We start from the raw sequence: 23,657 nt of genomic DNA, 5'->3' as shown, positions 1-23,657 counted from the left end.
AGCCACAGCATGCATATGAAGTTTTAGCAAGGCAGTACACAATTCGCATATGACTAAAAAAAGGCGAATGGACATACATCATTGCCTCATAAAAAAAGTTACCCGCCGGGATCAAAATCACCTGGCGGGTTTTCTTTATTTTTCAAAGGCTATAAGTAATTATGAGGCTTAAAAGGAACAAATATGTGGATTCCATGGCAACAACATAACCTCAAGATTCCCTTTGTATAACAGCCTTGCATTCAACCAAACTAAATTTAAGATTGTTCTTTTAAAAGGAGGAGCCATGAAAGCAGCTGATGTATTAGTGACGTGTCTTGAAAACGAAGGTGTCGAGTATATATTTGGGATTGTCGGGACGGAGGTGCTCGCGCTGGCCGATTCCCTGGCGAAATCGGAAAAAATCCAATTCATTAATGTTCGCCATGAAGAGGGTGCTGCATTTATGGCCGATGTGTATGGGCGGTTTTCCGGAAAACCGGGCGTTTGCCTGGCAACCCTTGGGCCGGGCGCTACGAATCTTGTGACAGGGACAGCAAGCGCACACCTGGACCATTCCCCTTTAGTCGCGCTGATTGGCCAGGCTGCCATGAAACGCCAGCATCCTGAGTCGCACCAGTATGTGGACCTTGTTAAACTGTTTGAACCAATTACAAAGGATTGCACGCAAATTATCGACCCGGATACCTTGCCTACCATTATCCGCAAATCATTCAAGCAGGCGATGATGGAAAAGCCGGGCGCGGTGGCGATTGTTGTACCCGAAAATATTTTATCCGAGGACACGGAAAAATCGCCTTTAGAGACCACTCCCCTGCCCGCGGGCGTGCCAACCAGAGAAGCCATCAAAGAAGCGACCAAGCTGATCCACCAACATGCCAAACCGTATGTTCTTATTGGAAATGGCGTGTTCAGGCAGGATGCAACAGAGGAACTAAGAGAATTCATTGACCACCTAAAAATGCCTGTTTCCCACAGTTTTAAGGCGAAAGGAATTTTGGACCCCGACCACCCGCAAAACTACTTTACCTTTGGTTATAACGAAAAGGATGAGGCACTCCCGGGAATCGAGGAGGCGGATTTATTGATCGTAATCGGGCTCGACTTTTCCGAAAAGCTGCCCGATCACTGGAACAAGGGTAGAATCCCAGTGTTGCACATCGACTCCCTGCCTGCGGAAACGAATGAATATTACCCAGTCGCCGCCGAACTTACCGGAAACATCAAGGAGACACTCCGGTTGTTCAATCAATCGGAAATCCCGGAGAAAGCGTGGGCTCCCTCAGGTAATCTTAAGGCAACTATTGCGAAAAATTATCAAATACAGCAACCCTCCGATTCCGGCAACGGGCCAATGAAAATAGAGCAGCTCCTTCAATCGATCGAAAGGCTCGCTCCGAGTGAGACGATTTTAATCTCCGATGTCGGCGATCATAAAGTTTCCATCGCGAGGACGTATCAGCCTAAAATGCCTAACCGGCTTGTCATTTCGAACGGGCTCGCCACGATGGGAATCGCGATTCCGGGTTGCATCGGGGCCAAACTCGCCTGCCCGGATGCCCCTGTCATCGCGATAACAGGTGACGGCGGCGCATTGATGAACTTTGCCGAACTAGAAACGGCGAAGAGGCTCGGGCTTTCGTTCCTCGTCCTCGTTATCAACGATTCGATGTTGAAGCTTGAAGTCAAGCAAATGGAAAAAAAGTTCGGCGAAAGCTATGGTGTGACATTCGAGAACCCCGTTTTCGGAAAATTGGCCGAAAGCTTTGGCATAAAAGGCAAACAGGTTACTACCGTAAAGGAATTTGAAACCGAATTAAACCAATATCTTTCCAAACCGGAAGGCATTACCTTGATAGAACTGAACATGTAATCCTTTTTTCCACAGGAAGCAGGAATATGGACGACTTCTAATTGAATATGAAGGTAGAAAGGCCGGTTGCGTTTGCGGCCGGCCCGAACACCGAGAAAAACATACCGGGATTCCAATTATCGTTGATGCCCAGTCCGAATTCCTTGTTAACCATCCTAATGAATTTCATACGCCAACGTTCCAGAATGTTACCAGGGTAGGATGTCCTTCATTTTTTTAAAAAAGAACAAAGCACCTTCAACCCACAGCCATGCGTAAAGGAATGAAAAAAGCGTGATTCCGCCTGCTGCGAATGAAAACGAACCTGATGCCACTGGCCCGAGGACCGGGAAGCGCAACGCATACAAAAGAATGAGGATTCCCGCTGCTAAACTAACCGCGCCGGAAAAAATGATGCCCAATCTCCTTTTGCCAAGCGAAAAAGCAATGCCCAGTCCCATCCCGAGCAAGCCGGTTGTAAACGGGAAAATGAATAGTTCACTTGGCTGCAGGATGACGAGCAACAGGCATGTGAGGAAATACGACAGAGTCCCAGTCCAGAGCGATACGATAAAACAAAGCAAAATCGGTCCGGTCGCGAACGGGCTGACCGCGTACCCGGCCCCGGGGAAAAAGCCGCCCGCTGATTGCAGGACTGCCGCAATGCCGGCGAAAAGCGCGCCCAGAACGAGCTTCCTCGACGTTGAGTACGAATTAAATTTTGTCTGGGCGAACCGAATATCGCCTGTTACTTCTTTTAAAAAAACCATACGACCACCTCGCTTCCATACTATGCAGGCGACCCTGCAGGATAGTAATCGCGAGGAATCGGAAGTTTTAAAAACCCTATAAAGGGGGTGCTGAAATGATCACAATCAATCAGAAAGTCGTAGAGGTTAACAAACTTTACGCCGGGAAGCCTTCAAGACAGAAATTGAAGCTTCTTCAATGGATGGGGAAATCGAAGAAGGTTTATGAATTCGCGACCATCCACGAATTGGACTTTGAACTGGGAATGAGGCTTCGCATCTTGCGCGCGGCCGTATTATTGAATAAAAGCGGTGCCGGTTTTGCGACGTTTCGGACGACGAGGTGCAATGAAAAGTACTGGTTTCTGGATAGACGCGGCGCCATTGTAATCAAACCAAACGTACTGCCTCAAACCGCTCTTAACGATATTTTTATAAACGGCAAGAAATACGCCTTCGAATGCGCGACTGCGATGCTGATCATCTTTTATAAAGCCACGCTCGAGTCGATCGATGAAGCAATGTTCAACCGGCTTTTCGCGGGGCTGACGTTGTACGATTGGCAGTATGACGAGGACCTTGACCTGCAAATATTCAACAGCACAGACTTCTTGCCGGGAGATTGCCTCTACTTCAAAAATCCTGACGTCAACCCTGAAACCCCCCACTGGCAAGGCGAAAATGCAATTTACCTGGACCGCGACCTCTACTTTGGCCACGGAGTCGGAATCGTTCCCGGGAAAATCATCATTGACTTCCTTAATACGAAAAGGAAGAAAAATGCTAAACGCGAGGCCTACCTCACCGATGTCGTAGCCATCCCGAACTTCCGCTACTTAAGCCAATTTCGCCTATTGGACGAACGCGGGGCAGCCGGGTTTCACGAAATTTGCCATACCTCCAACCTCATCGTCTCGGAAATCGGCACCCAAACCTACCTCATGTAACCCACACGAAAAAAGACGTATGCACAACATACGTCTTTTTATCATGAATGCGATGAACTTTTCCGATATTTCCGCACGAAAGACGAGGCACCAGCCAAGCACAGCTTTACAACCTTAATTTGTTGAAGAGCCGCAGCCCCTTTTCGGAAAACTTGGCCCACGAACTGTGAAACTCTTTCCCATGCAGTCAGGCTTCGCACGCCACCTTTTCGGAAAAATCGGCCAACGAACAGAGAGAGCCTTTCCCATGCCTTATTGCTTCGCAACCCTCTAATTGCCTCGGCATATCTCTCTGAAAACGCACATGCAAACCTTGCAGATTTCTGCCACAAAACTTGCTTTCTAACCTTTCCAAATATATCGGCTCCAATCTCAGAAACCTTTTCAAACAAACCGGGAGCCCGCCGAATCCGCGGCGAATGGACACGGCTTCGTTGAGTTTTTATCGGTTCCTCTTCAACATACCGCTTCCAGAAATACTGTCCAGCCTCTTCAATCATGAATAATAAGACCCAAGCCCCGACAATCGAACCAATTACCCAACCAGGCATAGGCATTCTCCTTTTCGGTCTGGCTTTTAATACTCCTTTACCTCAAGGGGACAAACCTAAACGATGCATGGTCAATTATTCGGTTTAAAGACTTTTTTATTCCAGCATGAAACTAAACCAAACAGGTCGATCATTCAGTTTAAGCCAACAAGCTCTTTATTTCAGCAAGCAATAAAAACCTAAACGGAGCGCACGCATTATTCTGGCCCGAACCGTTTAACCTTTAAATTCGTTGGTCGGCATGCCTTTCACGCCTGGCTTTACCTTGAAAACGCCGCCTGCATGCGGGAACCGTTCAAGCTCTTCATCGGACATGCCGTTCCTTGCGGTTGTAATGTACAGTTCCGAGAAATCCGGGCCGCCAAACGCACAGGACGTCACATTTACAGCCGGAACCATGATATCCGCCACCTTTTCACCTGTTTCAGGATTCCACCTGCTCACCTTCCCACCGGCCCAATGCGCAATCCAAAGAAACCCTTCCTCGTCAATCGTCATTCCGTCCGGGAACCCTTCCCCGTCCGGCATCGTGACAACATCCTTTGGTTCACTGATTTCACCTGTTTCCAACTCATAATTGTACCGGGCCACTTTCCCGGTTGGCGTGTCGATTAAATAAAGGAACCGATTGTCCTGCGACCACGCAAGGCCATTCGAGATGCCTAGCCCTCCTAGCTTCTTTTTAAAAGAAAGGGATGGCTCAAGGCAATAGAGCGACCCATTCTTTCCAGAGCCGTTCTTATCCATCGTACCGGCCCAGAACCTTCCTGCTGGATCGCATTTCCCGTCATTGAACCGGTTCGTTTCCAGGCCTGTTTCCGGATCACAAATCGGCTCCAGCCGTCCTGTTTCTATGTTCAAAAAATGGAATCCCGACTCGAGTGCAACAACGGCTCCGCCTGATTCCCGGGGGACGACCGCACCGACCATCTGCCCAACATCAATCGCCCTGTTTTCCCCTGTACCCGGGTTAAAGAGATGGACCTTCTTCCCCTCAATATCGACCCAATACAGAACACCCGATTTCCTGTCCCAGCTCGGCCCTTCTCCTAGGATCGCCTTTGCGTCAACAACAAGCTCAACTTCTTTTTGCATGAAAATCCTCCTTATGTACATCATTACTAGCACATAAATGCTCTCTGTTTTACTAAACCCTCTTATATGGGTAAACAAACATCCTTCACCAAGCACCATGTGATTAACTGAACGGACTTAAGGGTAAAAGTATATTCAGCAAGTTAGGGAGGCATTTTTTTTCGGAAAGGATAGGGTACATGGTTGAAAATAAAACAATGATGCAATTTTTCGAATGGCATTTGCCCGCAGAAGGCAAACATTGGAACCGGCTGAAGGAGCTGGCGCCAGAACTGAAACGGATTGGAATCGATTCGATTTGGCTGCCGCCGCCCACGAAGGCGATTTCGCCCGATGATGTGGGGTATGCCCCTTATGACCTGTACGATCTTGGCGAATTCGACCAAAAAACAAGCGTCAGGACTAAATATGGAACGAAGGATGAGCTGGTAGAAGCTATACAGGCATGCCATGACAATGAAATCAAAGTTTATCTTGATGTTGTAATGAACCATAAGGCCGGCGCGGACGAAACAGAAACGTTCCAGGTAGTCCAGGTGGACGATATGGACCGTACCAAAGTAATCTCAGACCCTTTTGAAATCGAAGGCTGGACAAAATTCAATTTTTCCGGTCGCGGCGAAGCCTACTCTTCTTTCAAATGGAACCATCATCATTTCAATGGCACGGATTATGACGTCAAAACCGGAAAAACCGGCGTCTTTCAAATACTTGGCGAGCATAAATCGTGGAGCGACCACGTCGATGACGAGTTCGGCAACTACGATTACCTCATGTTCGCCAATTATGACTACGATCATCCCGATGTGCGGGAGGAAATGATTCGTTGGGGAAAATGGCTTGCCGATACAACCAATTGTGACGGCTATCGCCTCGATGCGATCAAGCACATCAACCATAACTTCGTCAACGAGTTCGTCCATGCAATGATGGACCACCGCGGCGAGGATTTCTTTTTCGTCGGGGAATTCTGGAAGCCCGACCTCGAGAAATGCCGGGAATACCTGGATATCGTTGACTATAATATCGCGCTGTTTGACGTACCGCTCCATTATAAATTGCACCATGCCTCAAAAGCCGGCCGTGACTTTGATTTAACGACGATATTTGATGACACACTCGTCCAGTCGCATCGGCGCAATGCGGTCACCTTTGTCGACAACCATGATTCCCAGCCGCACGAAGCGCTGGAATCATGGGTGGAAGACTGGTTTAAGCAAAGCGCGTATGCATTGATTCTGCTAAGGGGCGCCGGCTATCCTTGCGTTTTCTACGGCGACTATTTCGGAATCGGGGGACCCGAACCTTGCGAAGGAAAGAAAGCGGCCCTCGATCCCCTTCTCTACGCCCGGAAAAAATTGGCCTACGGCGAGCAGACCGACTACTTCGACCATCCGAACACAATCGGCTGGGTGCGCGGAGGCGTGCCGGAACACGAGAATTCGGGATGCGCTGTTCTCATCTCCAATGGGGACGAAGGTGAAAAGCGGATGTTCGTCGGCGAAGAGCGGGCCGGGCAAACGTGGAAAGACATTACCGGCAATCGTCAGGACGAAGTAGTAATTGAGGAAGACGGCTGGGCAACGTTTCGCGTAAACGGCGGCAGCGTTTCTGTTTGGGCGGTTAAGTAACAATTTGGCATATCACAAGTGAGAGTGCAGTATAATTCAGAGGTCAACTCGCTCGGTGGACTGATGCTTTGTTTTTTAAAAACACAATTTTCGTATGAAAAACCAATTGTCGTCTGCCTGGCTTTTCGTTCACGTTTTAACAATCCGGCTTTTACTCGTGATAATATGTAAAGCAAGACGGCTTTCCCTTTTGACAGGGAAAGCCGCTTTTCTTTTTTAAAAATTGAAGTTGTCAGGATCCGGGCCGACACGGCGGTCCTCATTCAGGCCGTTGATTTTTTCCATATCGCTCTGTGAGAGTTCAAAGTCGAAAATCGATGCGTTTTCGATGATGCGGTTCTCATTGATTGATTTCGGGATTGTGACCACTTCGTTTTGCAAATCCCAGCGTAAAATGACCTGGGCGACCGATTTATTGTATTTTTCAGCGATTCCTTTTAGTGTATCATTGTCTAGAAGCTTCCCTTGCGCAAGAGGCGACCAAGCTTCCATTTGGATACCTTGGTCACGGCAAAATGCACGAAGGTCACGCTGGGCCAATTGCGGGTGGTATTCAATCTGGTTTACCATTGGCTTGATTTCCGCGTCTTTCAAAAGGTCCTCCAAATGGTGGATGTGGAAATTGCTTACGCCAATTGCCTTGACACGGCCATCCTTGTAAAGGGTTTCGAGCGCGCGCCATGTTTCTTTGTACTTCCCTTCTACCGGCCAGTGGATTAGGTACAGGTCAAGATAGTCAAGGTTGAGTTTTTTAAGGCTTGTTTCATACGCCTCCAGTGTGGATTCATATCCCTGGTCAGCATTCCAAACCTTGGAGGTGATGAATAGTTCCTCCCTGCTCAGTCCATTTTCCTCAAGCGCTTCCTTGATTGCTTTTCCAACGCCTTCTTCATTCTTGTAGACAGCAGCAGTATCAATGCTTCGGTAGCCGTTTTTAATCGCGGCTTTCACCGCCTGGACAACCTCGTCCCCCTCCTGGACCAAATAAACCCCTAGACCAAACCAAGGCATCTTCACGCCGTTATGTAATGTCACAGTATCCTGCAAATGTTTCGCCGTCATCAGTATTCCTCCCAACAATTTTCGTAAAAATTGAATACTTTTGCTTGCACCTAACATATTGCCACTGAGCGTATTCGAATGCAACCATACTGGCTTGCGCGACGTGGATGGTGCAGGAGTGGGGTTGTAACCTGGAACCTGAAGGCGTAAGGCAATGTTTGAGTTTGGGGAAATAACTAGTTATCCGAGTAAATTCACTAGTGAGGGTCTGACCCCTACTACTTTTTGCAAAATTCTATAGTGAATAATCACTAGTGAGCGTCAGGCACCTCGAACAAAATTCACTAGTCATCCGAGTGAATTCACTAGTGAGGGTCTGACCCCTACTACTTTTCGCAAAATCCTATAGTCAATAATCACTAGTGAGCGTCAGCCACCTCGTTCAAAATTCACTAGTCATTCTAGTAATTTCACTAGTGAGGGTCTGACCCCTACTACTTTTCGCAAAATTCTATAGTGATTAATCACTAGTGAGAGTCATGCACCTCGATCAAAATTCACTAGTCATCCGAGTGAATTCACTAGTGAGCGTCAGCCGCCTCCCAAAAATTGCAATCTGAAAGAATGAACTTTTTGCAAATCCCCCAAATACTAGGTTATGATGAGAGAGACTCCACGTTTTGAACCTCTGGCAACATCGTTTTTAAATTTATTTCTCCAATTACTATTTTATAAGGAGTGATTTGCTTGCCCCGAAAAAAACGCGAATGGATTCCGGGCGGAATGTATCACATAACCTGCCGGGGAATCCGCAGGGCGCTGCTTTTTCACGATGATAAGGATAGGGAAATGTATCTGTTCATGTTGACACTGGCAAAAAGACGTTTCCGTTTTAATCTCCATACCTTCTGCCTGATGCCAAACCACGTCCATCTCCAAATTGAAATAACCACTTGCTTTCCTCCAAAAATCATGCAGTTTATCAATTCTTCCTACGCTACTTATTTCTATGAAAAACATAAATACTCGGGCCATGTTTTCGATCGGCGCTATTCGGCATTCCATGTTGGCACCAAAAGTTACGAACTGGATTTAAGCCGATACATCCATTTAAATCCTCTTAGGGCTGGCCTCACTACTAAGCCGGAAGATTACCGTTGGAGCAGTTGCCAGGCATATACCTCGCCATCTAGCGGAAATCTTGTACACACCACAAAGCTGCTTTCCTATTTTAAAGAACCCCAAAGAGGCAATTACTTCCGATTTCTCATGAGTCCAACTCATAGGTCTGCCTTCCTGAAAACAAAGTGACGCAAAGCTGCTTTTTTAAAAAAGGGTCTTCTAAAATATGCTTTGCAAACAAATTTGTTTTTATAAAAATCTATTAAACCTGCTTTAGTACAGAACAAATGGAAGATTTGGTATTGAGCCGAAATAAGTACCAAAACTATATTTAAAAAAGACACTTACATTATCTACTAAAAAGAAAGCCGCACAGGGACAAATGCTCCCAATGCGGCTTTTTCGAAGTATACAGGAACTCCTGTTTGTAACCAAGCACCTTCTGTCTGTAACGAACTCAAGTTTGCTTCCGCTTATCCCAAAAACTTAAACGTCGCATGCAGGAACGTTTTGACGCCGATTTCCAGCGCATCTTCATCGATTGTGAAGCGTGCGTGGTGGTGCGGGTAGACGATTCCTTTGTCTTTGTTGCCGGCTCCGACATAGAAGAACGCGCCAGGTGCCTTTTGCTGGAATGCGGAGAAATCCTCTCCGCCCATGTTCGGACGCATCATGTCGAGTGTTTCTTCGCCGAATACTTCACGGACCGTTTCTTCAATGACCTGCGTGACCTCGGCGTCATTGATGACCGGGCGGTAGCCGAATTCATATTTGAAATCATAGGATGCTCCATGGGCTTCGGTAATTCCCTTGATGACGCGTTCCATCAATTCAGGGACAGACTCACGCAGTTTTGGGTCAAAGCTCCGGACTGTACCGCACATTTGCACAGAGCCCGGGATGACGTTATGTGTTGTTCCGCCAATGAACTGTGTGACGGACAGGACTAGATTGTCAAGCGGGTCTGTATTCCTTGAAACGACGTGCTGAAGGTTTGTGACAACCTGGGCGGCAATCGCAATCGAATCGATTGTCTGATGCGGTAGCGCCGCGTGGCCGCCTCTACCATTTACGGTAATCCAGAACGTATCCGGCGCGGCCATCATCGGGCCGTAAACGACGCCTATTTTTCCAACCTCAAGCGGTGACCAAAGGTGGGTACCGATGACGAGGTCAACGCCATCCATTACACCGGCCGAAACCATTTCTTCCGCTCCGCCAGGGAACAATTCCTCGGCGTGCTGGAACAAAAAGCGGACTTCCCCTTTAATTTGGTCTTTCAATCCTGACAGCACTTTCGCAGTCCCGAGCAGCATTGCGGTATGGCCGTCATGGCCGCATGCGTGCATGACTCCAGGATTTTGCGATTTGAATTCGAACTCATTTTCCTCGGTAATCGGCAGTGCATCCATATCGGCACGGATAGCCAGTACCTTTCCGGGCTGCCCGCCAATCAGCCTCGCCATAACGCTCGTTTTTGTTGGCCTCGACAATTCAAGGCCGCCAAATCCGGCAAGTGTATCATAAACAAATTGTGCAGTCTTTTCCTCATGGAAGGATAATTCCGGGTTGCTGTGGAGATACCTTCTCCACTCGACCACCTGAGCCGAAATCTCCTCTGCCAGTCCGTTCAAATTCAATGTTGCGCTTGTTTCCATTTTCCCCATCTCCTTCGATTAGTTTGCCAGTTTTAGAAGAGTCCTGTACAGCACGTCCGCTCCGGCAGCGCAATCTTCCTGGGAAGTCCACTCCGCAGGGTCATGGCTGATGCCGTTTTTCGAACGGACGAAAATCATGCCAATCGGCCATAAACCAGTGAATTGCATCCCGTCATGGCCGGCCCCGCTAGGCAGGGTCATTGTTGGTAAACCGGCTTCTGCTATTGACTCACGGACCGCCTGCTGGATTTCTTCATCACATGGTGCGGGCGGAATCCGCTGCAGGTCTTCGACAGAGAGTTTGACCCCCTGTTCATCCGCAATCCGGCTCGCTTCTTTTAAAATTGCCCTTTCAACTTCATCCCGGGTTTCTTCATTGATATCCCTAAGGTCTAACGAAAACTCAACCCGGCCGGGAATGATGTTTATACCGCCTGGGAAAAGATTAAGCTGGCCGACCGTTCCAACAGACGTCCCTGTTTTAATGGCTTCCTGCTCGATCATCAACATCATCCGCGCTGCTGCTGTCATTGCGTCGCGGCGGATGCCCATTGGCGTATTGCCGGCATGGCCGGCCTCGCCTTCGACCGTAAACTTCATCCAAAGCGGCCCGGCAATCCCGGATACAACCCCGACAGCTAAATTCTCTTTCTCAAGAACCTTTCCCTGCTCAATATGTAGTTCTATATATGCTTTAACATCTTCTTTTTTCCGGGCGGCCTTGCCGAGTTCCTTAGGATTGAATCCCGATGCTTCCATCGCCTCCGCAATGGATACGCCATCCTTGTCCCTGTTTTCTAGCTCTTCACCGGTAATCAAACCGGCAATCGCTCGGCTTCCGAGCATACCGAAACTGAAGCGTGCACCTTCCTCATCCGTAAACGCGATTACCTCAATCGGATGATTAGTTGTTAGCCCTTCCTCCTCCATCGTCTGCAGCGCCTCGATTGCCGACATCACGCCAAGCGGCCCATCGAAATTCCCGCCGTCAAACACGGAATCGATATGCGAACCAGTCATTACGACAGGCGAACCTTCAACTGTGCCTTCCCTCCGGCCAATCAGGTTGCCGGCTTCATCCTCCCTAACCGAAAGGCCGGCCTCTTTCATAAATCCAGTAATTAAATTCTTCGCCTCCCGCTCTTCTTTTGTAAAAGAAAGCCGGGTAACGCCCCCGTTCTCTGTCGCCCCTACTTTACTCAGCTGCTGGAGCCTCTTCCACAGACGGATTGAACTTACCATATATCACAACTCCATTTAACAAATTATCATATAATTATAAATCTTTATAACAAAAAATGCGAACAGTGCCCTGTCACCACTCGAATTTTCTTGTTTCACAGCGCGCCTGGTCTTCTTTCCACTACGTTAAATCGTGTCTAAAATGTGACAGTTTTCGATATCCGCCATGGAATTTTCGATATAATTGAAAAAGTGGGGGATAAACTTGGAAAAGTGGTCGATAAATCCGAAAAAGTGGGCGATATATTCCATTAATCAAACGATAATCGAGGTAGCGACTTCAATCCATCCTACAAAAAGCTCCCCAACCCCTCCACCCTGCAAAAAAGACGGCATTTCGCCGCCTTATCACATTCAGAACATTATTTTAAAAGAAAAGCTCAACGGATTTCTTCGTTTCAACGGTAATCTTGCCGCTCTTCACGACGAAAAGCTTTGCTGGCATGTCGATGACCGCGTTGGTTACAGATTCAGTGTCTAGAAGGACAACATCGGCGTTATTTTCAACTTCGATGCCGTAACCGGAAACGTGCATAGCTTTCGCAGGGTTTGTTGTAATCATCGGCATTACAGTTGGCAGGTCATCCGCGCCGCCTAGGTGAGCGGCAGGGATTGCGAGCATTGCCGTCAGCATCACGTCGCCTGTTCCGTATGGAGTGAAGGCGTTGCGGATATTGTTTGTGGCAATACACATATTGACGCCGCCGTCGCGAAGTGTGCGGATTGGGGTCAATGCGCGGCGCACATTGTATTCGTCGTGCCTTCCGCCAAGGTGAAGGTCGGTTGCAGGCAAGCTCATGACGCTGATTTGCGCTTCAGCCATTTTTTCAATGATTGGCTGCAGGCGGTCTTTTGGAAGCGCGCCAAGTGCAGTCAAATGGCCGACTGAAACGCGTCCCTGGTAGCCTTCTTTAATTGTTTTATCGCAAACGTACTCGATGTTCATTCCCTCAGCGCCGTCTTTGAAGTCCTGATGGAAGTCGATTGGCTTATCGTATTTCTTCGCGATTTCAAATACGAGGTCAATATGCTTATCCCAAGGAGTATCATTGTAAGGGATTCCGCCGACAACGTCCGCGCCCATCTCCATTGCTTCGTACATCATTTTTTCTGTTCCGGGCGCTTTCAAAATCCCTTCCTGCGGGAAAGCAACGACTTGGATATCAACGATGCCCTTGTACTTTTCCTTCAGCTCCATTACTGTTTCGAAACCTGTAAAGCCTTGGGAAGGATCGAACTCGGATTGTGTACGGATGTGGGTCGTACCATGCTTGATCAGCATTTGAAGGGTTCGCTCAGCACGGTCGGCAATATCTTCTTTTGAAAAAGTAGGCTTCAGCTGGGCAGTTACCGAAAGTGCTTCCTGCAAGGTACCTGATTTGTTCGGAAGCCTGTCGGCAATCAACGCTTTATCCAGGTGGATATGGCTTTCTACAAGGCCGGGAATTAATACTTTCCCGTTGCCTTCGATTACCCTTGCAGCTTCAACATTCAATTCTTTTTCAATCGCTTCGATTTTTCCGCACTTGATGGCAACATCTTTCAGTTCTTCGCCATCTTTAAGCCGTACTTGCTTGAATAAAATATCCATCATTGCAACCTCCAAATTTTACAGTGGCCAAGCGTATAAGTATGTTTCCCCTTCAAAAAATTCTCTCACTCATCATACGAAACGTACCTGCGCTCCGCAAACATTCCGTTTTTTGAAACTAAAAGCTGCCTTTCCTGCATTCCGAACTTCCCTCGCATGTCCCGCGTTCCTAACCTTTTGTCATATAAGGTGACAGTTGCTATACTAGTATTATTTCTTATCAAGAACTTTTTAGAGAAAGAAGTTGAACTAGCATGAAAACAACTGTTGTGTACAAAACAGCCGACAACCTTGACATTAAAGGGGATTTTTATCCTGTGGAATCAAAAATGGCGCCAGTGATTATGTATATACACGGGGGCGGCCTTATTTGGGGATCCCGCGAGGATATGAAGGAAGAGCAAATCAAACTTTACAATGACGCTGGCTTTGCAGTGTTCACAATCGATTACAGGCTTGCCCCGGAAGCTAAACTTCCTGAAATCAAGCAGGACGTGGAGGATGCAATGCGTTGGCTGACATCGGAGGGTGCGGCCCAATTTGGAATAGACCCGGAGAAAATTATTGTTTCGGGTGGTTCGGCCGGCGGCTATCTTTCCCTGTTAAGCGGGACGTTTGAAACAAAGCCGAAAGCGATCGTTTCCTTTTATGGGTATGGAGACATTACGGGCAGCTGGGCGCTTGAACCAAGCCCATACTTTCAGGCGATGGCCAGGGTGCCAAAAGAACTACGGGCCATGCTTGTAAAAAAGGACGCGATTTCAGTAGGGCCAATCACTGAACGTTATGGGATTTATTTATATGGGAGGCAATCCGGAGAATGGATCGGGGATGTATCAGGAGTTGACACCCTCTTTGAGAAGAATCAGCTTCGTAAATGGTCGCCATTTTGGAATGTCGACGCGGATTACCCTCCAACAATGCTTCTTCACGGCACGAAGGATGATGATGTTCCGTATGAAGAATCCGAAAGAATGTCCCGGAAACTGACTGAAGCGGGCGTCCGGAACAAATTGATAACCATTCGCGGAGGCGCTCATCAATTCGACGAAAAGATGGACGACCCAGTGGTGAAGGATGCGTTCGCCGAAATAATCAGCTTCCTGAAATCGGTTATTTAAAGTGCCAGGGTGCCTTTATTTTTCAAAAAAACACCTTGAATTTATCAACCACTAAACCAATTAGCCCAAAAATCAAACAAACCGGACTGGACTGACCAGCCGGTTTGTTTTTTGCTAATCAGCAAGTTCTTTATTCTTAAAAATCCTCATCGCAAGGAAAAGCAATATGGCGAGGATTACGGCTGTCAATACGATTGCCATTATCCCATCTCGTTTCAGACTATCCTCGATAAGATAGGTTGAAGCGTATGCTGGCAGCAACCCCGGGCTCCATTCAAGAATGTGCGCGAGCGAATTGCTGACGAGTGATAAAATGATGCCAACTGCCGCGGCTGCAAATCCCGCCGCGCCGGGAACATTGAACACCGCGCTGAAAAACAAGGTAATTGTCAGGATGAATGTCAACCATAAGCCTTCAATGAAAAATGAACCGATAAATGCATCAAACGGAACCCAATCAAAGAGGAGCCCGGTATAATACCATGTTACAAGGTAACCGATAAAGAATGAGGCCCAAACAAGCAGTACGGCGCCAACCCATTTGGCAGCGATATAGTACCCGTGTTTCACCGGCTTGACCAGGATCATCGCCGCTATCCCGCTTTTCACCTCGCCGGCCACAAGGCTCATGCTTAGGAGAATGATAATAATGAATCCCATCATATTGTACTGCCCAATACCGCCTGCGAGTACTTCCGCCGGTGCTGGCGTCGGGATTTCGATGACCGCGCCTTCCGGAAGCCCGCCAAGCGAGTCAATAAGCTGGGGCATGTAATAGATTGACAACGGTTCCTGTACGCCGAGAATAATAAATACGATCGGAACCCAAACCCATTTAAAGTTCCGCCACATTTCAAGAATTTCTTTTTGCAGAAGGGTTAGGAACTGGCTCATTTTCCCACCACCTTCATAAAAATATCTTCAAGTGTCATCCTGCTGGATTCAATCTTCGTAACAGGAAACTCCCCATTTGCCGCAATCTTCAGTATGCTATTCGTTGCCTTATCGAGGTCAGTAACGAAAATTTTCATTTGGCCGTTTGTGACCTCGATATCCTGTACAAACTGGGCTGAAGAAAAAGCTTCTTTATATTCTGCCGCCTGCCCATTGAATTGAAGCTCCACCCTCGATTGCTTATGGCGGTCCCGCAGTTCTGCCATTGTTCCCGATTCAACGATTTCCCCATTATGGAGAAAGAGGATTTCATCGCAAACTTCCTCGGCATCATTTAATATATGTGTGGAAAATAGGACAGTCGTTTCGTTTTTCAATTTTTCAAGAAGCTCGAGTACTTCCCTTCTGCCAAAGGGATCGAGCGCGGAAACCGGTTCATCGAGCATGATGAGTTTTGGGCGGTGAATGAGCGCCTGTGCAATCCCGAGCCGCTGCTTCATCCCTCCTGAATATTTTCCAACATGCCGCTTTTTCGCATCGGCAATCCCGACCAATTCCAGTAGCTCCCCTGTTCTCTCTTTCGCTTCCTTTTTCGAAAGCCCTGCAAGCCTTCCCGCATACGACAAGAATTCCTGGCCAGACATCCAGTTATAATACACAGGAAACTGGGGCAGATAGCCGATAAACTTCCGAAGATCTTCCCCTCTTTTCGCATCCGGAAAAACAATTGTTCCTTCCGTCGGCTCCATTAGTCCGGACAGCATTCTAAGCGTTGTCGTTTTCCCGGCGCCATTTGGTCCAAGCAACGCTGTGCATTTTCCTTTTTTCAGGACAAAGTCGAGCCCCTTGATGACTTCGTTTCCCTTAAAGCTCTTTTTAAGGCCGCTAATTTCGACGAGGGGCATTAATTATTTCTCCTTCCGAAAATAAAATACAATATCGGCCCGATAAAACTGATGAATAAGATGACTAGTGCCCAAACCCATTTCGGCCCGTTCGTCTCCTCAGTCCGAATCAGGTCGATGATTGCGACGACAAGCAACACAAGTTGAATGAGCATAATCGGCACCAATAAGCCATAACCAATACCGCCAACATCCATTTTTCATTCCCCCTAAAATTTAAAAGTGATGACATTTCTGTGACTAAAGTCTTATTTTATAGTAGCATAAATAGGTAATGTGTCCATATTTTTCTAATATTTTCATAGAAAATAATAGTAAAAGGAATAAACTGATTCTCTCTAATTTTTAAGCGGTATATAACCGACCTCTTCCACAAGTTTTTGGCCCTGGGGACCTTGCATCCATTTGAGGAACGGTTCGATTGTTTGTTTTGGATTATCTTTTAGGGTAATCGCGAAAAGGTTGACCACATATGGATAGCTGCCTACTTGTATCGTTTCCGGGGACGGTTCAATCCCGTTAATCGCCAGCAATTTAATCTCCTTGGTTGGGTTCATGCCAGTTGTGAAAAAGCGGAACGAGTACCCAAGGGCATTCTTGTAATTCCTGTAGTCAGCAACCTCCTCAATGATATCACCCATTCCTCTGATTTCTTCCTTTAGCGGGTCCATCAGCGGCGTGCCTTTCATGATCATCTGCATGATGGTTTGCGAGCCAGAACCTTCGGGCCGCTGGAACGCCCTGATTTTGGCATTTCCTCCGCCCACTTCGCTCCAATTTGTTATCCCGCCGGAATAGATTCCCTTGATTTGGTTGACGGTAAGCGAATCAATCGGGTTCTTGCTGTTTGCAAAAAAGACAAAAGCTTCTTTTCCGATTGGCGTCATGACCAATTCTTTGCCCTGCGACTCCGCCAGCCGCTTCTGTTCCTCCGAAGGCTGCGCGCCAAAGAAAATATCAACCTCGCCGAATAGAAGCCGTTCAAACGCGTAAATCGTATTTGTAAAACTGACAATTTCCCCGTATTTCTCGTTTCCATCATTGATGGAGGCGATATTTTCATAAACCGCGTTAGCGAATGCCGCGTACACAGGGTAGGCTGCTTCAGCACCATCGAGAACCGGCATTTCTTCCTTCTTTTCAATTTTAAAAGTAGCCGGTTCATCGAGTTTTGGCAAAACATTGGCATTGTTTGTGACATAATAGGGGGTCAAATCGACGCTCGAATAGCCGTTTTCATACTTGAAACCATAAGATGGCAAAACTGTCTGGCTCCTTTGCCAAAGGACTGTTGCCGAAATGGCAAGGCATATCGCCACTGAAAGGCATCCGGCCCAAAAAGATTTCCACTTCGGCCGGTTCCGTTTAGCCGAAGCCACATATGCTCCCTGGAAACCAAGGAAATAAGCGAAAGGCGCGAGGAAGACAAGCATGATTTCCCCGCCCAAAACGTTTAGAAAGCTATTCGGCAGGAATGGGAAAAACAAGAAGATGAATCCTGCCCATAAATCATTGCCGAAATGCCCTTTTGTCGCAAGCATAAGGATGGCCGCCGTAAAAACGGTAAGGAATAGCGGCAGAAAGACTGGCAAGAACTTTTTTAATCCGCTTAAATCGTTTCGATCATTTTTTGAAAAATAAATGCCAGCCCCAATGCCACCGGCTAAAAATCCGGCAATACCGATAAATGATCCCGCTTCACCGACCGAAACGACCAGAAATCCTACAATCATAGATAAAACAAATGGAAAAAGCACATAAAAAATTGACACAAGAAAAACGATTCTCCGCAAGGCCCCACAACCCCTTTGGTAAGTTTAGTGTAATTTTACACCATATGCACATCAAAGTTCAATTCAGAACTTGGAATCATTTTCTTGTACGAGGTTTTAATAAACATGAAAAAGAGGGCTTGCCAAGTGGCGCGCCCTCTTTTTTGTAGAAAATTTTTCAGTTTATCACTTGTTTGGTTGGTGTTTGCTAGCAGACTGCTAGCGATTCCCGGAGATTTTTCAGTTTTATCCGGAAGTTTTTCCTTTTTATCCGGAAGTTTTCCTGCTTTATCCGGAAATTTCTCCACTTTATCCGGAAATTATTATTTAGCTCCGATTTACTTACACTCCACTTACTTTCCTGAACTGCATTTGCCCCTACGATAATTTATAAACCTCTGAATACTTCGCTTCAAGGTATTCGGCGAGGTAATCTGCATTCAATTCTTCGCCGGTTACTCGGACAATCAGTTCATTCGGCCTGTAAAGCGCACCGTACTGGTGGATTTTCTCCTTCAGCCACCCCATGACAGGCGCGAAATTCCCCTCAGCAACCGCTGCTTCGTAATCAGGCACTTCCTTCCTGATTGTATTCAGGATTTGCGCGGCATATAGGTTGCCAAGTGAATACGACGGGAAGTAGCCGATTCCGCCGAATGACCAGTGGACATCCTGAAGGACGCCTTCCCGGTCCGTCGCAGGCGTGATCCCAAGGTATTCTTCCATTTTGCTATTCCAGACGGATGGAAGTTCGTGAACCTCAAGTTCGCCGGCCATGAGCGCCTTTTCGATTTCATAGCGGACCATAATATGCAAATTATACGTCAGTTCATCCGCTTCCACCCTGATGAACGAAGGCTCGACAGTGTTAACCGCCCGGTAGAAATCTTCCTCACTTACATTTCCAAGCTGCTCTGGGAAATATTCAACCAGTCTTGGGTAAAAATAGCTCCAGAACGCCCTGCTGCGCCCGACCATGTTCTCAAGGAAGCGCGACTGGGATTCATGGATGCCAAAGGAAGTCCCGCTTGCCAACACGGTCCCGTCAAATTTCGTGTCGATGTTTTGTTCGTAGATGCCATGGCCCGCTTCATGGATGGTTCCGAACAGCGCGGAGCGGACATTGTTCTCGAGATACCTTGTCGTCAGGCGGACATCGCCGATATTGATGCTTTGCGCAAATGGGTGCACCGTTTCATCCAGCCTTCCCGCTTCCATGTCAAAGCCGATGATCGGCAAAATGAAGCGGTTGAATTCCTTTTGCTTTTCAACATTGTATTTCTGGCCGAAAATTTCCGAAGGCGTCTGGTATGGCGATTTCTTGATCCGCTCCAACAGGGCCACGCTTGTGTCCCGCAGCCTGGCGAAAATCGGGTCAAGCTTTGCCACCGTCAGGCCAGGTTCATATTCATCCAGTACAGCGTCATATGGATGGTTTTCATAGCCGAACAACTCGGCGAATTTCCTCCTGAACGCAACAATCTTTTCAAGGTACGGCGCGAAATGGCCGAAGTCATTGTGCTCTCTCGCATGCTCCCACGCATCATTCGCTTGGGCTGTCAAAATGGCAAATTCCTTGAATTCCTCAGCTGGAATTCGCTTTGAGCGATCATACTGTTCTTTTCGTTCACGAACCTGCGCGGCTGTCACTTCATCAAGCTCCACGGATTCCGAAGTCAATTCCTCAAGCAGCCTGCCCATCTCCTCCGAAACGGCAAGCTTGAACGCCTCCGTCCGCAATGTGCCAATCGCTTTGGCGAACTGGGCACGCCCTTTTTTCGGAGCCATAACTTTCTGGTCCCAATCCGTTAGGCCCGCTATGCTTTGGAAATGGGTAATTTTTTCATCAAGCGCTTTGAAGTCCTGGATTGCTTTCTGTCTATCCATCCAAATTCCCCCCTTTGAAAATTGGCCCCTACTATTGGTGGGCCGCCTACCCATTATACCCGTTTTTTCCCTGCCCTCCAAAAAATAGCTTAAATTTTCAATCTATTTTTTAAAACAAAAGGCATTAAAAAACCCGTTTTTTCGTAAAAAATATGCTAAAACTTATGTTTCCGTTATTCCAAAAATACAAAATTCGACAAATTTTGATTTTTTCTCCCTAGATTATCGTTTATTATGTATACTAGGAACGGACAACTTTAGAAACAATTCTTCCTGGAGCCTCACACAAATCATCAAAAAGGCAAATCCCCTGAAAAGGGGTGGCGCAAAACTATAGGGACTAAGGCGTAATGCTATGTTAGCCAGTTGCTGGATTCGTAAGCGCAAATGAATATTTGGCGCTTTTTTAAGGGGTGGATCATATGTTGAAAAAGCTGAGTGAAATTAAGCCAGGAGACATTCTGAACGAGAATGTGTACCTGGGTCAGCTGTTAATCTTAAAGAGGGGCATGTCCCTTTCTCCTATTTTCATAAAAAAGTTAAGCGACCTGGGGATTGAAGAAGTGAACATACTGCATCCTTCTTCCTTGCATGGGGGAACCGGAAGTCCTCCTCATCGCCTGAATGACATGAAGAATTCGAAATTGCATATCGAGCAATTTTTCAATCTTCTGGTGACCATTGGTACTGATAAAAGATATGGACACCTTCTATTTGAAATAGATGATCTTAATTTTGCCGAGACGATGTTCCTCCGCATTATGAGAGATAAAACAGTCTCTTCCCTTTTTTATAAAATGAAGGGATACGACACATTTACTTGGCAGCATTCCTTTGATGTTTTCCTTCTGGGAATCCTCCTTGCCAAAAAGATTGGCCTGCAGGACCTGGAGGAGATTGCTATCGGCTTTTTGCTGCACGACTTTGGAAAAACGAAGATCACCAAAGAGATTCTTGATAAGCCTGGAAAACTTACATACGAAGAATTCGCGGAAATGAAAAAGCATACGCTCTACGGGCACAGAATCCTTACAAAGAACGGGTTTTCCGGACCGATTGCCGCTTATGCAAAAAGCCATCACGAGCGTCTGGACGGCTCAGGTTATCCCGACGGCCTTGAAGCAAAGGATTTGGACATTTCGATGAGGATATTAATGATTGCCGATGTGTATTCCGCCCTAACCCTCGAGCGGCCGTACCGGAAGGCATACTCAGCCCAAAAGGCAATCCAGATTCTGCTCGAGGACGAAGAATGCTACGACCTTGATATTCTCCTCCAATTAATCGATTTGATGAAAATCTATCCTGAGGAAGCAGTTGTGAAGCTCTCGAATAACGAAAATGCAACTGTCGTAAAAGTGTTCGATGCAATCCCGACCCTTCCGATTATTCGGACTGAGTCAAAACGGGAAATTATCAAGCTTCCCGTTGACCATTCATTAACGATCAAGAGGCTTCTGAAATGGAAGAAGGTCAATTCCGCCCTGTTATTGGAGTCCTATACAGACGCCCTCCTCCATGGAAGAAAAACTCTCGCGGATGATTTATTCAGAGAGCTGACCGAGCATATGAAAATCGAGGAAATGTACGAAGAAGTCATCGCCAAATCAATGGAACGAATCGGTTCCCTTTGGGAAGAAGGCAGGATTTCCATAACACAGGAAAAGATCGCGTCATCCGTTACAATGGAGATCCTTGAAGGTCTTTCCTTAAAAAACCCACAAACGGGGCATAAAACTAAGGGAACTGTCATTCTTGCCGTGCCAGGAACTGAAAAGCATATCCTACCCCTTGAAATGGTGGCCGGCATATTGAATCTGCACGGAGTGAAAGTCCATAAGCTGTACAATTCGGTTTCGGATTCCGAACTAGCCGCCCTTATTTCCGAAAAGAATGCAATATGCGTTTGTTTTTCGGCAACTATGGCAGAGAATGTACCAGTTCTCAGCCGGACCTGCGAGAGATTAAAAGGCCTTTATCCTGACGTGGGAATCATAGTTGGCGGGATGGCCGTCCAAGGCAAAAAAATCAAGGCCGCCGATCTGATTGCCGAAAATGTCCTTGAAGCGGTTTGCTTTTTGAAAACATTCAGAGCTTCTATGGTGTCATAACAAGCCGCCCTATCAGCTTAGGCTGACACCTCATTACGATGGATTTGCAGAAGGTTTAGTTAGAAATTACTTTTTTCGGGTAAAAATAAAGAAACGAGTGTGGGAGGAGTCATAAGTATGTGGATTGTTTATTTAAGCATAGCCGCTATCATCCTTTCCCTGGGATACCTCGGCTATGTCGCCTTCAAAGCATTTAAAGAAGCAAAACCTGCCCTCAACAGGCTGAACGAGACGATTGCGAGAGTTCAGCAAAAGGCGGACACGCTGAAGGTTGAATCGGACCAGCTAACGAAAAGCCAGCAGGAACTTCTCGCCGACATCGATTACAAAAAAGAGGCGGTTTCCTTTACGGCGGATGCCGCCAAAGATACCCTTGCCACTGTTAAAAAGCTGGTGAAAATCCGGCCTGTGGCGAAATTGAATCGGAGAAAGAAGTCCAGAACGCCCGCCTATTAACGATTTTTCGTAAAACCCGCCTACTGCCGGCGGGTTTTTTTATTATTTCCCCTCCGTTCATCCATACTAAAAAGGAGGAGGGGCCCGAATATGTTGAAAACAGTTTTTCTGTCAGCCATTTTAACTTTATTGCCTATCAGTCATCACACGTTATTTATCGAGTCTGATGGACAGCTCATCACCGTCATTCACCGTGAGGATATAACCCTTCTCCCAGTTCCGGGCAGCGTGTTTCCAGACCCTTTCAAAGTCTCGAATTTACTGGACAGCCTTGAAAAAGAAGTGAAGGCCCCACCCGAAAACGCCAAAATTAATGGAGCCGGAACAATTTTACCAGAAAAGGCCGGCTGTGAGCTTGACCGCGTAAAAATGGAGGAGATTTTGTATTCCTTCCTTTATTCTGGAAAGCCTTTACGGACTGAAGTACCGACAAAAACGATTTATCCTGATGTTGACAGCGAGCTGCTCGACCACATTCGGACAAGGCTGATTGGCCGTTACACGACTTTTTTTAACGGGGGAAACAAGGAACGCGTCCATAACATTAGGCTGGCCACCGACACGCTTAATGGAAAAGTCGTGTTTCCTGGCGAGACTTTTTCTTTTAATAAGGCGATTGGGAAAAGGACAGCTGCACGCGGGTATAGGAAAGCCCCGGTAATCGTGCGCGGAGAATTATCGGAAGGGATTGGCGGAGGGATTTGCCAGGTTTCATCTACCTTGTTCAATGCTGCAGACAATGCCGGCATGTCAATTATCCAGCGGTATTCACATACAAAGGCTGTCACCTATGTCCCCTCTGGCCGAGATGCGACCGTCAGCTGGTATGGGCCTGATTTTGTTTTTAAAAACCCGTACAGCCAGCCGGTGTTAATCCGGGCCAATGCGTATGGCAGCACATTATCGGTTACCCTGTACTCTGCTACGAACATTGAGTTCAAGCCAAGGAGCATCCCGGGGGCGCCCGCCATCCTGCCCGAGGAAACAACGTTAAAACCTTCGGACCGATAAGGATTTAATTACAGTATTCCGAGACATTAAAAAAACCAAGGCAAACCCATTGGATTATGC

Annotated in this window: 21 protein-coding genes and 1 riboswitch; of the genes, 8 read left to right on the top strand and 13 right to left on the bottom strand. The window is 47.1% G+C overall.

Going from position 1 to position 23,657, the window contains the following annotated elements:
- The first annotated feature begins 286 nt into the window (after positions 1–286).
- Positions 287–1,873 carry an acetolactate synthase large subunit gene (locus ADU24_RS09575; RefSeq protein WP_053366415.1) on the top strand — a complete coding sequence of 529 codons (1,587 nt, stop codon included), beginning with the start codon at positions 287–289 and terminating at the stop codon, positions 1,871–1,873.
- 37 nt (positions 1,874–1,910) lie between these two features.
- Here ADU24_RS09575 and ADU24_RS23640 read toward each other — a convergent pair whose 3' ends face one another.
- Both ADU24_RS23640 and ADU24_RS09570 read right to left on the bottom strand, forming a co-directional pair.
- Positions 1,911–2,042 carry a hypothetical protein gene (locus ADU24_RS23640; protein WP_269432221.1) on the bottom strand — a complete coding sequence of 44 codons (132 nt, stop codon included), beginning with the start codon at positions 2,040–2,042 and terminating at the stop codon, positions 1,911–1,913.
- A gap of 19 nt (positions 2,043–2,061) precedes the next feature.
- On the bottom strand, positions 2,062–2,622 hold the full coding sequence (locus ADU24_RS09570) for a hypothetical protein (protein WP_053366414.1): 561 nt from the start codon (positions 2,620–2,622) through the stop codon (positions 2,062–2,064).
- Between the two features lie 95 nt (positions 2,623–2,717).
- Between ADU24_RS09570 and ADU24_RS09565 the strand changes: the two genes are divergently transcribed.
- Complete coding sequence (locus ADU24_RS09565) at positions 2,718–3,548, top strand: protein-glutamine gamma-glutamyltransferase (protein ID WP_082306863.1); 831 nt, start codon at positions 2,718–2,720, stop codon at positions 3,546–3,548.
- Positions 3,549–4,315: 767 nt separating this feature from the next.
- Here the strand turns inward: ADU24_RS09565 and ADU24_RS09555 are convergent.
- Positions 4,316–5,194: an SMP-30/gluconolactonase/LRE family protein gene (locus ADU24_RS09555; RefSeq protein WP_053366412.1), complete on the bottom strand. Its 879-nt coding sequence runs from the start codon at positions 5,192–5,194 to the stop codon at positions 4,316–4,318.
- Between the two features lie 179 nt (positions 5,195–5,373).
- Between ADU24_RS09555 and ADU24_RS09550 the strand changes: the two genes are divergently transcribed.
- A complete protein-coding gene (locus ADU24_RS09550; protein ID WP_053366411.1) occupies positions 5,374–6,825 on the top strand; it encodes an alpha-amylase in 1,452 nt (483 codons plus the stop codon).
- A gap of 216 nt (positions 6,826–7,041) precedes the next feature.
- On the opposite strand, the gene ADU24_RS09545 is transcribed toward ADU24_RS09550, so the two are convergent.
- Entirely contained in the window at positions 7,042–7,887 is an 846-nt protein-coding gene (locus ADU24_RS09545) for an aldo/keto reductase (protein WP_053366410.1), read from the bottom strand.
- A 723-nt stretch (positions 7,888–8,610) separates the two neighbouring features.
- Here ADU24_RS09545 and ADU24_RS23745 point away from each other — a divergent pair.
- Positions 8,611–9,138 (top strand): transposase, encoded by a 528-nt coding sequence (locus ADU24_RS23745; protein ID WP_442853757.1) that lies wholly within the window; start codon positions 8,611–8,613, stop codon positions 9,136–9,138.
- Positions 9,139–9,422: 284 nt separating this feature from the next.
- Here ADU24_RS23745 and ADU24_RS09535 read toward each other — a convergent pair whose 3' ends face one another.
- The 3 genes from ADU24_RS09535 to ADU24_RS09525 all read right to left on the bottom strand — a co-directional run bounded on the left by ADU24_RS09535 (position 9,423) and on the right by ADU24_RS09525 (position 13,443).
- Complete coding sequence (locus ADU24_RS09535) at positions 9,423–10,607, bottom strand: M20 family metallopeptidase (protein WP_053366408.1); 1,185 nt, start codon at positions 10,605–10,607, stop codon at positions 9,423–9,425.
- Positions 10,608–10,625: 18 nt separating this feature from the next.
- A complete protein-coding gene (locus ADU24_RS09530; RefSeq protein WP_053366407.1) occupies positions 10,626–11,849 on the bottom strand; it encodes a Zn-dependent hydrolase in 1,224 nt (407 codons plus the stop codon).
- 367 nt (positions 11,850–12,216) lie between these two features.
- Entirely contained in the window at positions 12,217–13,443 is a 1,227-nt protein-coding gene (locus tag ADU24_RS09525) for an amidohydrolase family protein (RefSeq protein ID WP_231689592.1), read from the bottom strand.
- 251 nt (positions 13,444–13,694) lie between these two features.
- On the opposite strand from ADU24_RS09525, the gene ADU24_RS09520 reads away from it, so the two are divergent.
- Positions 13,695–14,561 carry an alpha/beta hydrolase gene (locus tag ADU24_RS09520; protein ID WP_053366405.1) on the top strand — a complete coding sequence of 289 codons (867 nt, stop codon included), beginning with the start codon at positions 13,695–13,697 and terminating at the stop codon, positions 14,559–14,561.
- A 114-nt stretch (positions 14,562–14,675) separates the two neighbouring features.
- On the opposite strand, the gene ADU24_RS09515 is transcribed toward ADU24_RS09520, so the two are convergent.
- From ADU24_RS09515 to ADU24_RS09490, 6 genes are all read right to left on the bottom strand, one after another.
- Positions 14,676–15,455: an ABC transporter permease gene (locus tag ADU24_RS09515; protein WP_053366404.1), complete on the bottom strand. Its 780-nt coding sequence runs from the start codon at positions 15,453–15,455 to the stop codon at positions 14,676–14,678.
- Positions 15,452–16,360: an ABC transporter ATP-binding protein gene (locus tag ADU24_RS09510; RefSeq protein WP_053366403.1), complete on the bottom strand. Its 909-nt coding sequence runs from the start codon at positions 16,358–16,360 to the stop codon at positions 15,452–15,454. Before ADU24_RS09510 ends, ADU24_RS09515 begins: the two co-directional genes overlap by 4 nt.
- Positions 16,360–16,557, bottom strand: coding sequence for a PLD nuclease N-terminal domain-containing protein (locus ADU24_RS09505; protein ID WP_053366402.1), 198 nt, complete (start codon positions 16,555–16,557; stop codon positions 16,360–16,362). Before ADU24_RS09505 ends, ADU24_RS09510 begins: the two co-directional genes overlap by 1 nt.
- Before the next feature lie 141 nt (positions 16,558–16,698).
- Complete coding sequence (locus ADU24_RS09500; protein ID WP_053366401.1) at positions 16,699–18,153, bottom strand: PstS family phosphate ABC transporter substrate-binding protein; 1,455 nt, start codon at positions 18,151–18,153, stop codon at positions 16,699–16,701.
- 35 nt (positions 18,154–18,188) lie between these two features.
- Positions 18,189–18,440, bottom strand: a complete 252-nt coding sequence (locus ADU24_RS09495; RefSeq protein WP_053366400.1) for a hypothetical protein — start codon at positions 18,438–18,440, stop codon at positions 18,189–18,191.
- A gap of 70 nt (positions 18,441–18,510) precedes the next feature.
- A complete protein-coding gene (locus ADU24_RS09490) occupies positions 18,511–20,019 on the bottom strand; it encodes a carboxypeptidase M32 (RefSeq protein ID WP_053366399.1) in 1,509 nt (502 codons plus the stop codon).
- Positions 20,020–20,309: 290 nt separating this feature from the next.
- A riboswitch (cyclic di-GMP riboswitch) is annotated at positions 20,310–20,393 on the top strand.
- Between the two features lie 48 nt (positions 20,394–20,441).
- Between ADU24_RS09490 and ADU24_RS09485 the strand changes: the two genes are divergently transcribed.
- The 3 genes from ADU24_RS09485 to ADU24_RS09475 all read left to right on the top strand — a co-directional run bounded on the left by ADU24_RS09485 (position 20,442) and on the right by ADU24_RS09475 (position 23,597).
- On the top strand, positions 20,442–22,130 hold the full coding sequence (locus tag ADU24_RS09485) for an HD domain-containing phosphohydrolase (RefSeq protein ID WP_053366398.1): 1,689 nt from the start codon (positions 20,442–20,444) through the stop codon (positions 22,128–22,130).
- A 117-nt stretch (positions 22,131–22,247) separates the two neighbouring features.
- Positions 22,248–22,586: a DUF948 domain-containing protein gene (locus tag ADU24_RS09480; protein ID WP_053366397.1), complete on the top strand. Its 339-nt coding sequence runs from the start codon at positions 22,248–22,250 to the stop codon at positions 22,584–22,586.
- A 90-nt stretch (positions 22,587–22,676) separates the two neighbouring features.
- Entirely contained in the window at positions 22,677–23,597 is a 921-nt protein-coding gene (locus tag ADU24_RS09475) for a VanW family protein (protein ID WP_053366396.1), read from the top strand.
- Positions 23,598–23,657: the final 60 nt, after the last annotated feature.

The organism is Bacillus sp. FJAT-27245 (assembly GCF_001273955.1).
In the GTDB taxonomy this organism is placed as follows: Bacteria; Bacillota; Bacilli; order Bacillales; family Cytobacillaceae; genus Bacillus_D.
The sequence above is the reverse complement of the archived record's forward strand: the minus strand, read 5'-3'. Positions and strand labels throughout refer to the sequence as shown.

Coding starts and splice junctions, on each gene's coding strand:
- ADU24_RS09565 (WP_082306863.1), top strand. CDS start 2,718: ATGATCACAATCAATCAGAAAGTCGTAGAGGTTAACAAACTTTACGCC.
- ADU24_RS09475 (WP_053366396.1), top strand. CDS start 22,677: ATGTTGAAAACAGTTTTTCTGTCAGCCATTTTAACTTTATTGCCTATC.
- ADU24_RS09520 (WP_053366405.1), top strand. CDS start 13,695: ATGAAAACAACTGTTGTGTACAAAACAGCCGACAACCTTGACATTAAA.
- ADU24_RS09555 (WP_053366412.1), bottom strand. CDS start 5,194: ATGCAAAAAGAAGTTGAGCTTGTTGTTGACGCAAAGGCGATCCTAGGA.
- ADU24_RS23745 (WP_442853757.1), top strand. CDS start 8,611: ATGTATCACATAACCTGCCGGGGAATCCGCAGGGCGCTGCTTTTTCAC.
- ADU24_RS09525 (WP_231689592.1), bottom strand. CDS start 13,443: ATGATGGATATTTTATTCAAGCAAGTACGGCTTAAAGATGGCGAAGAA.
- ADU24_RS09550 (WP_053366411.1), top strand. CDS start 5,374: ATGGTTGAAAATAAAACAATGATGCAATTTTTCGAATGGCATTTGCCC.
- ADU24_RS09530 (WP_053366407.1), bottom strand. CDS start 11,849: ATGGTAAGTTCAATCCGTCTGTGGAAGAGGCTCCAGCAGCTGAGTAAA.
- ADU24_RS23640 (WP_269432221.1), bottom strand. CDS start 2,042: ATGAAATTCATTAGGATGGTTAACAAGGAATTCGGACTGGGCATCAAC.
- ADU24_RS09510 (WP_053366403.1), bottom strand. CDS start 16,360: ATGCCCCTCGTCGAAATTAGCGGCCTTAAAAAGAGCTTTAAGGGAAAC.
- ADU24_RS09505 (WP_053366402.1), bottom strand. CDS start 16,557: ATGGATGTTGGCGGTATTGGTTATGGCTTATTGGTGCCGATTATGCTC.
- ADU24_RS09515 (WP_053366404.1), bottom strand. CDS start 15,455: ATGAGCCAGTTCCTAACCCTTCTGCAAAAAGAAATTCTTGAAATGTGG.
- ADU24_RS09535 (WP_053366408.1), bottom strand. CDS start 10,607: ATGGAAACAAGCGCAACATTGAATTTGAACGGACTGGCAGAGGAGATT.
- ADU24_RS09575 (WP_053366415.1), top strand. CDS start 287: ATGAAAGCAGCTGATGTATTAGTGACGTGTCTTGAAAACGAAGGTGTC.
- ADU24_RS09480 (WP_053366397.1), top strand. CDS start 22,248: ATGTGGATTGTTTATTTAAGCATAGCCGCTATCATCCTTTCCCTGGGA.
- ADU24_RS09490 (WP_053366399.1), bottom strand. CDS start 20,019: ATGGATAGACAGAAAGCAATCCAGGACTTCAAAGCGCTTGATGAAAAA.
- ADU24_RS09570 (WP_053366414.1), bottom strand. CDS start 2,622: ATGGTTTTTTTAAAAGAAGTAACAGGCGATATTCGGTTCGCCCAGACA.
- ADU24_RS09485 (WP_053366398.1), top strand. CDS start 20,442: ATGTTGAAAAAGCTGAGTGAAATTAAGCCAGGAGACATTCTGAACGAG.
- ADU24_RS09545 (WP_053366410.1), bottom strand. CDS start 7,887: ATGACGGCGAAACATTTGCAGGATACTGTGACATTACATAACGGCGTG.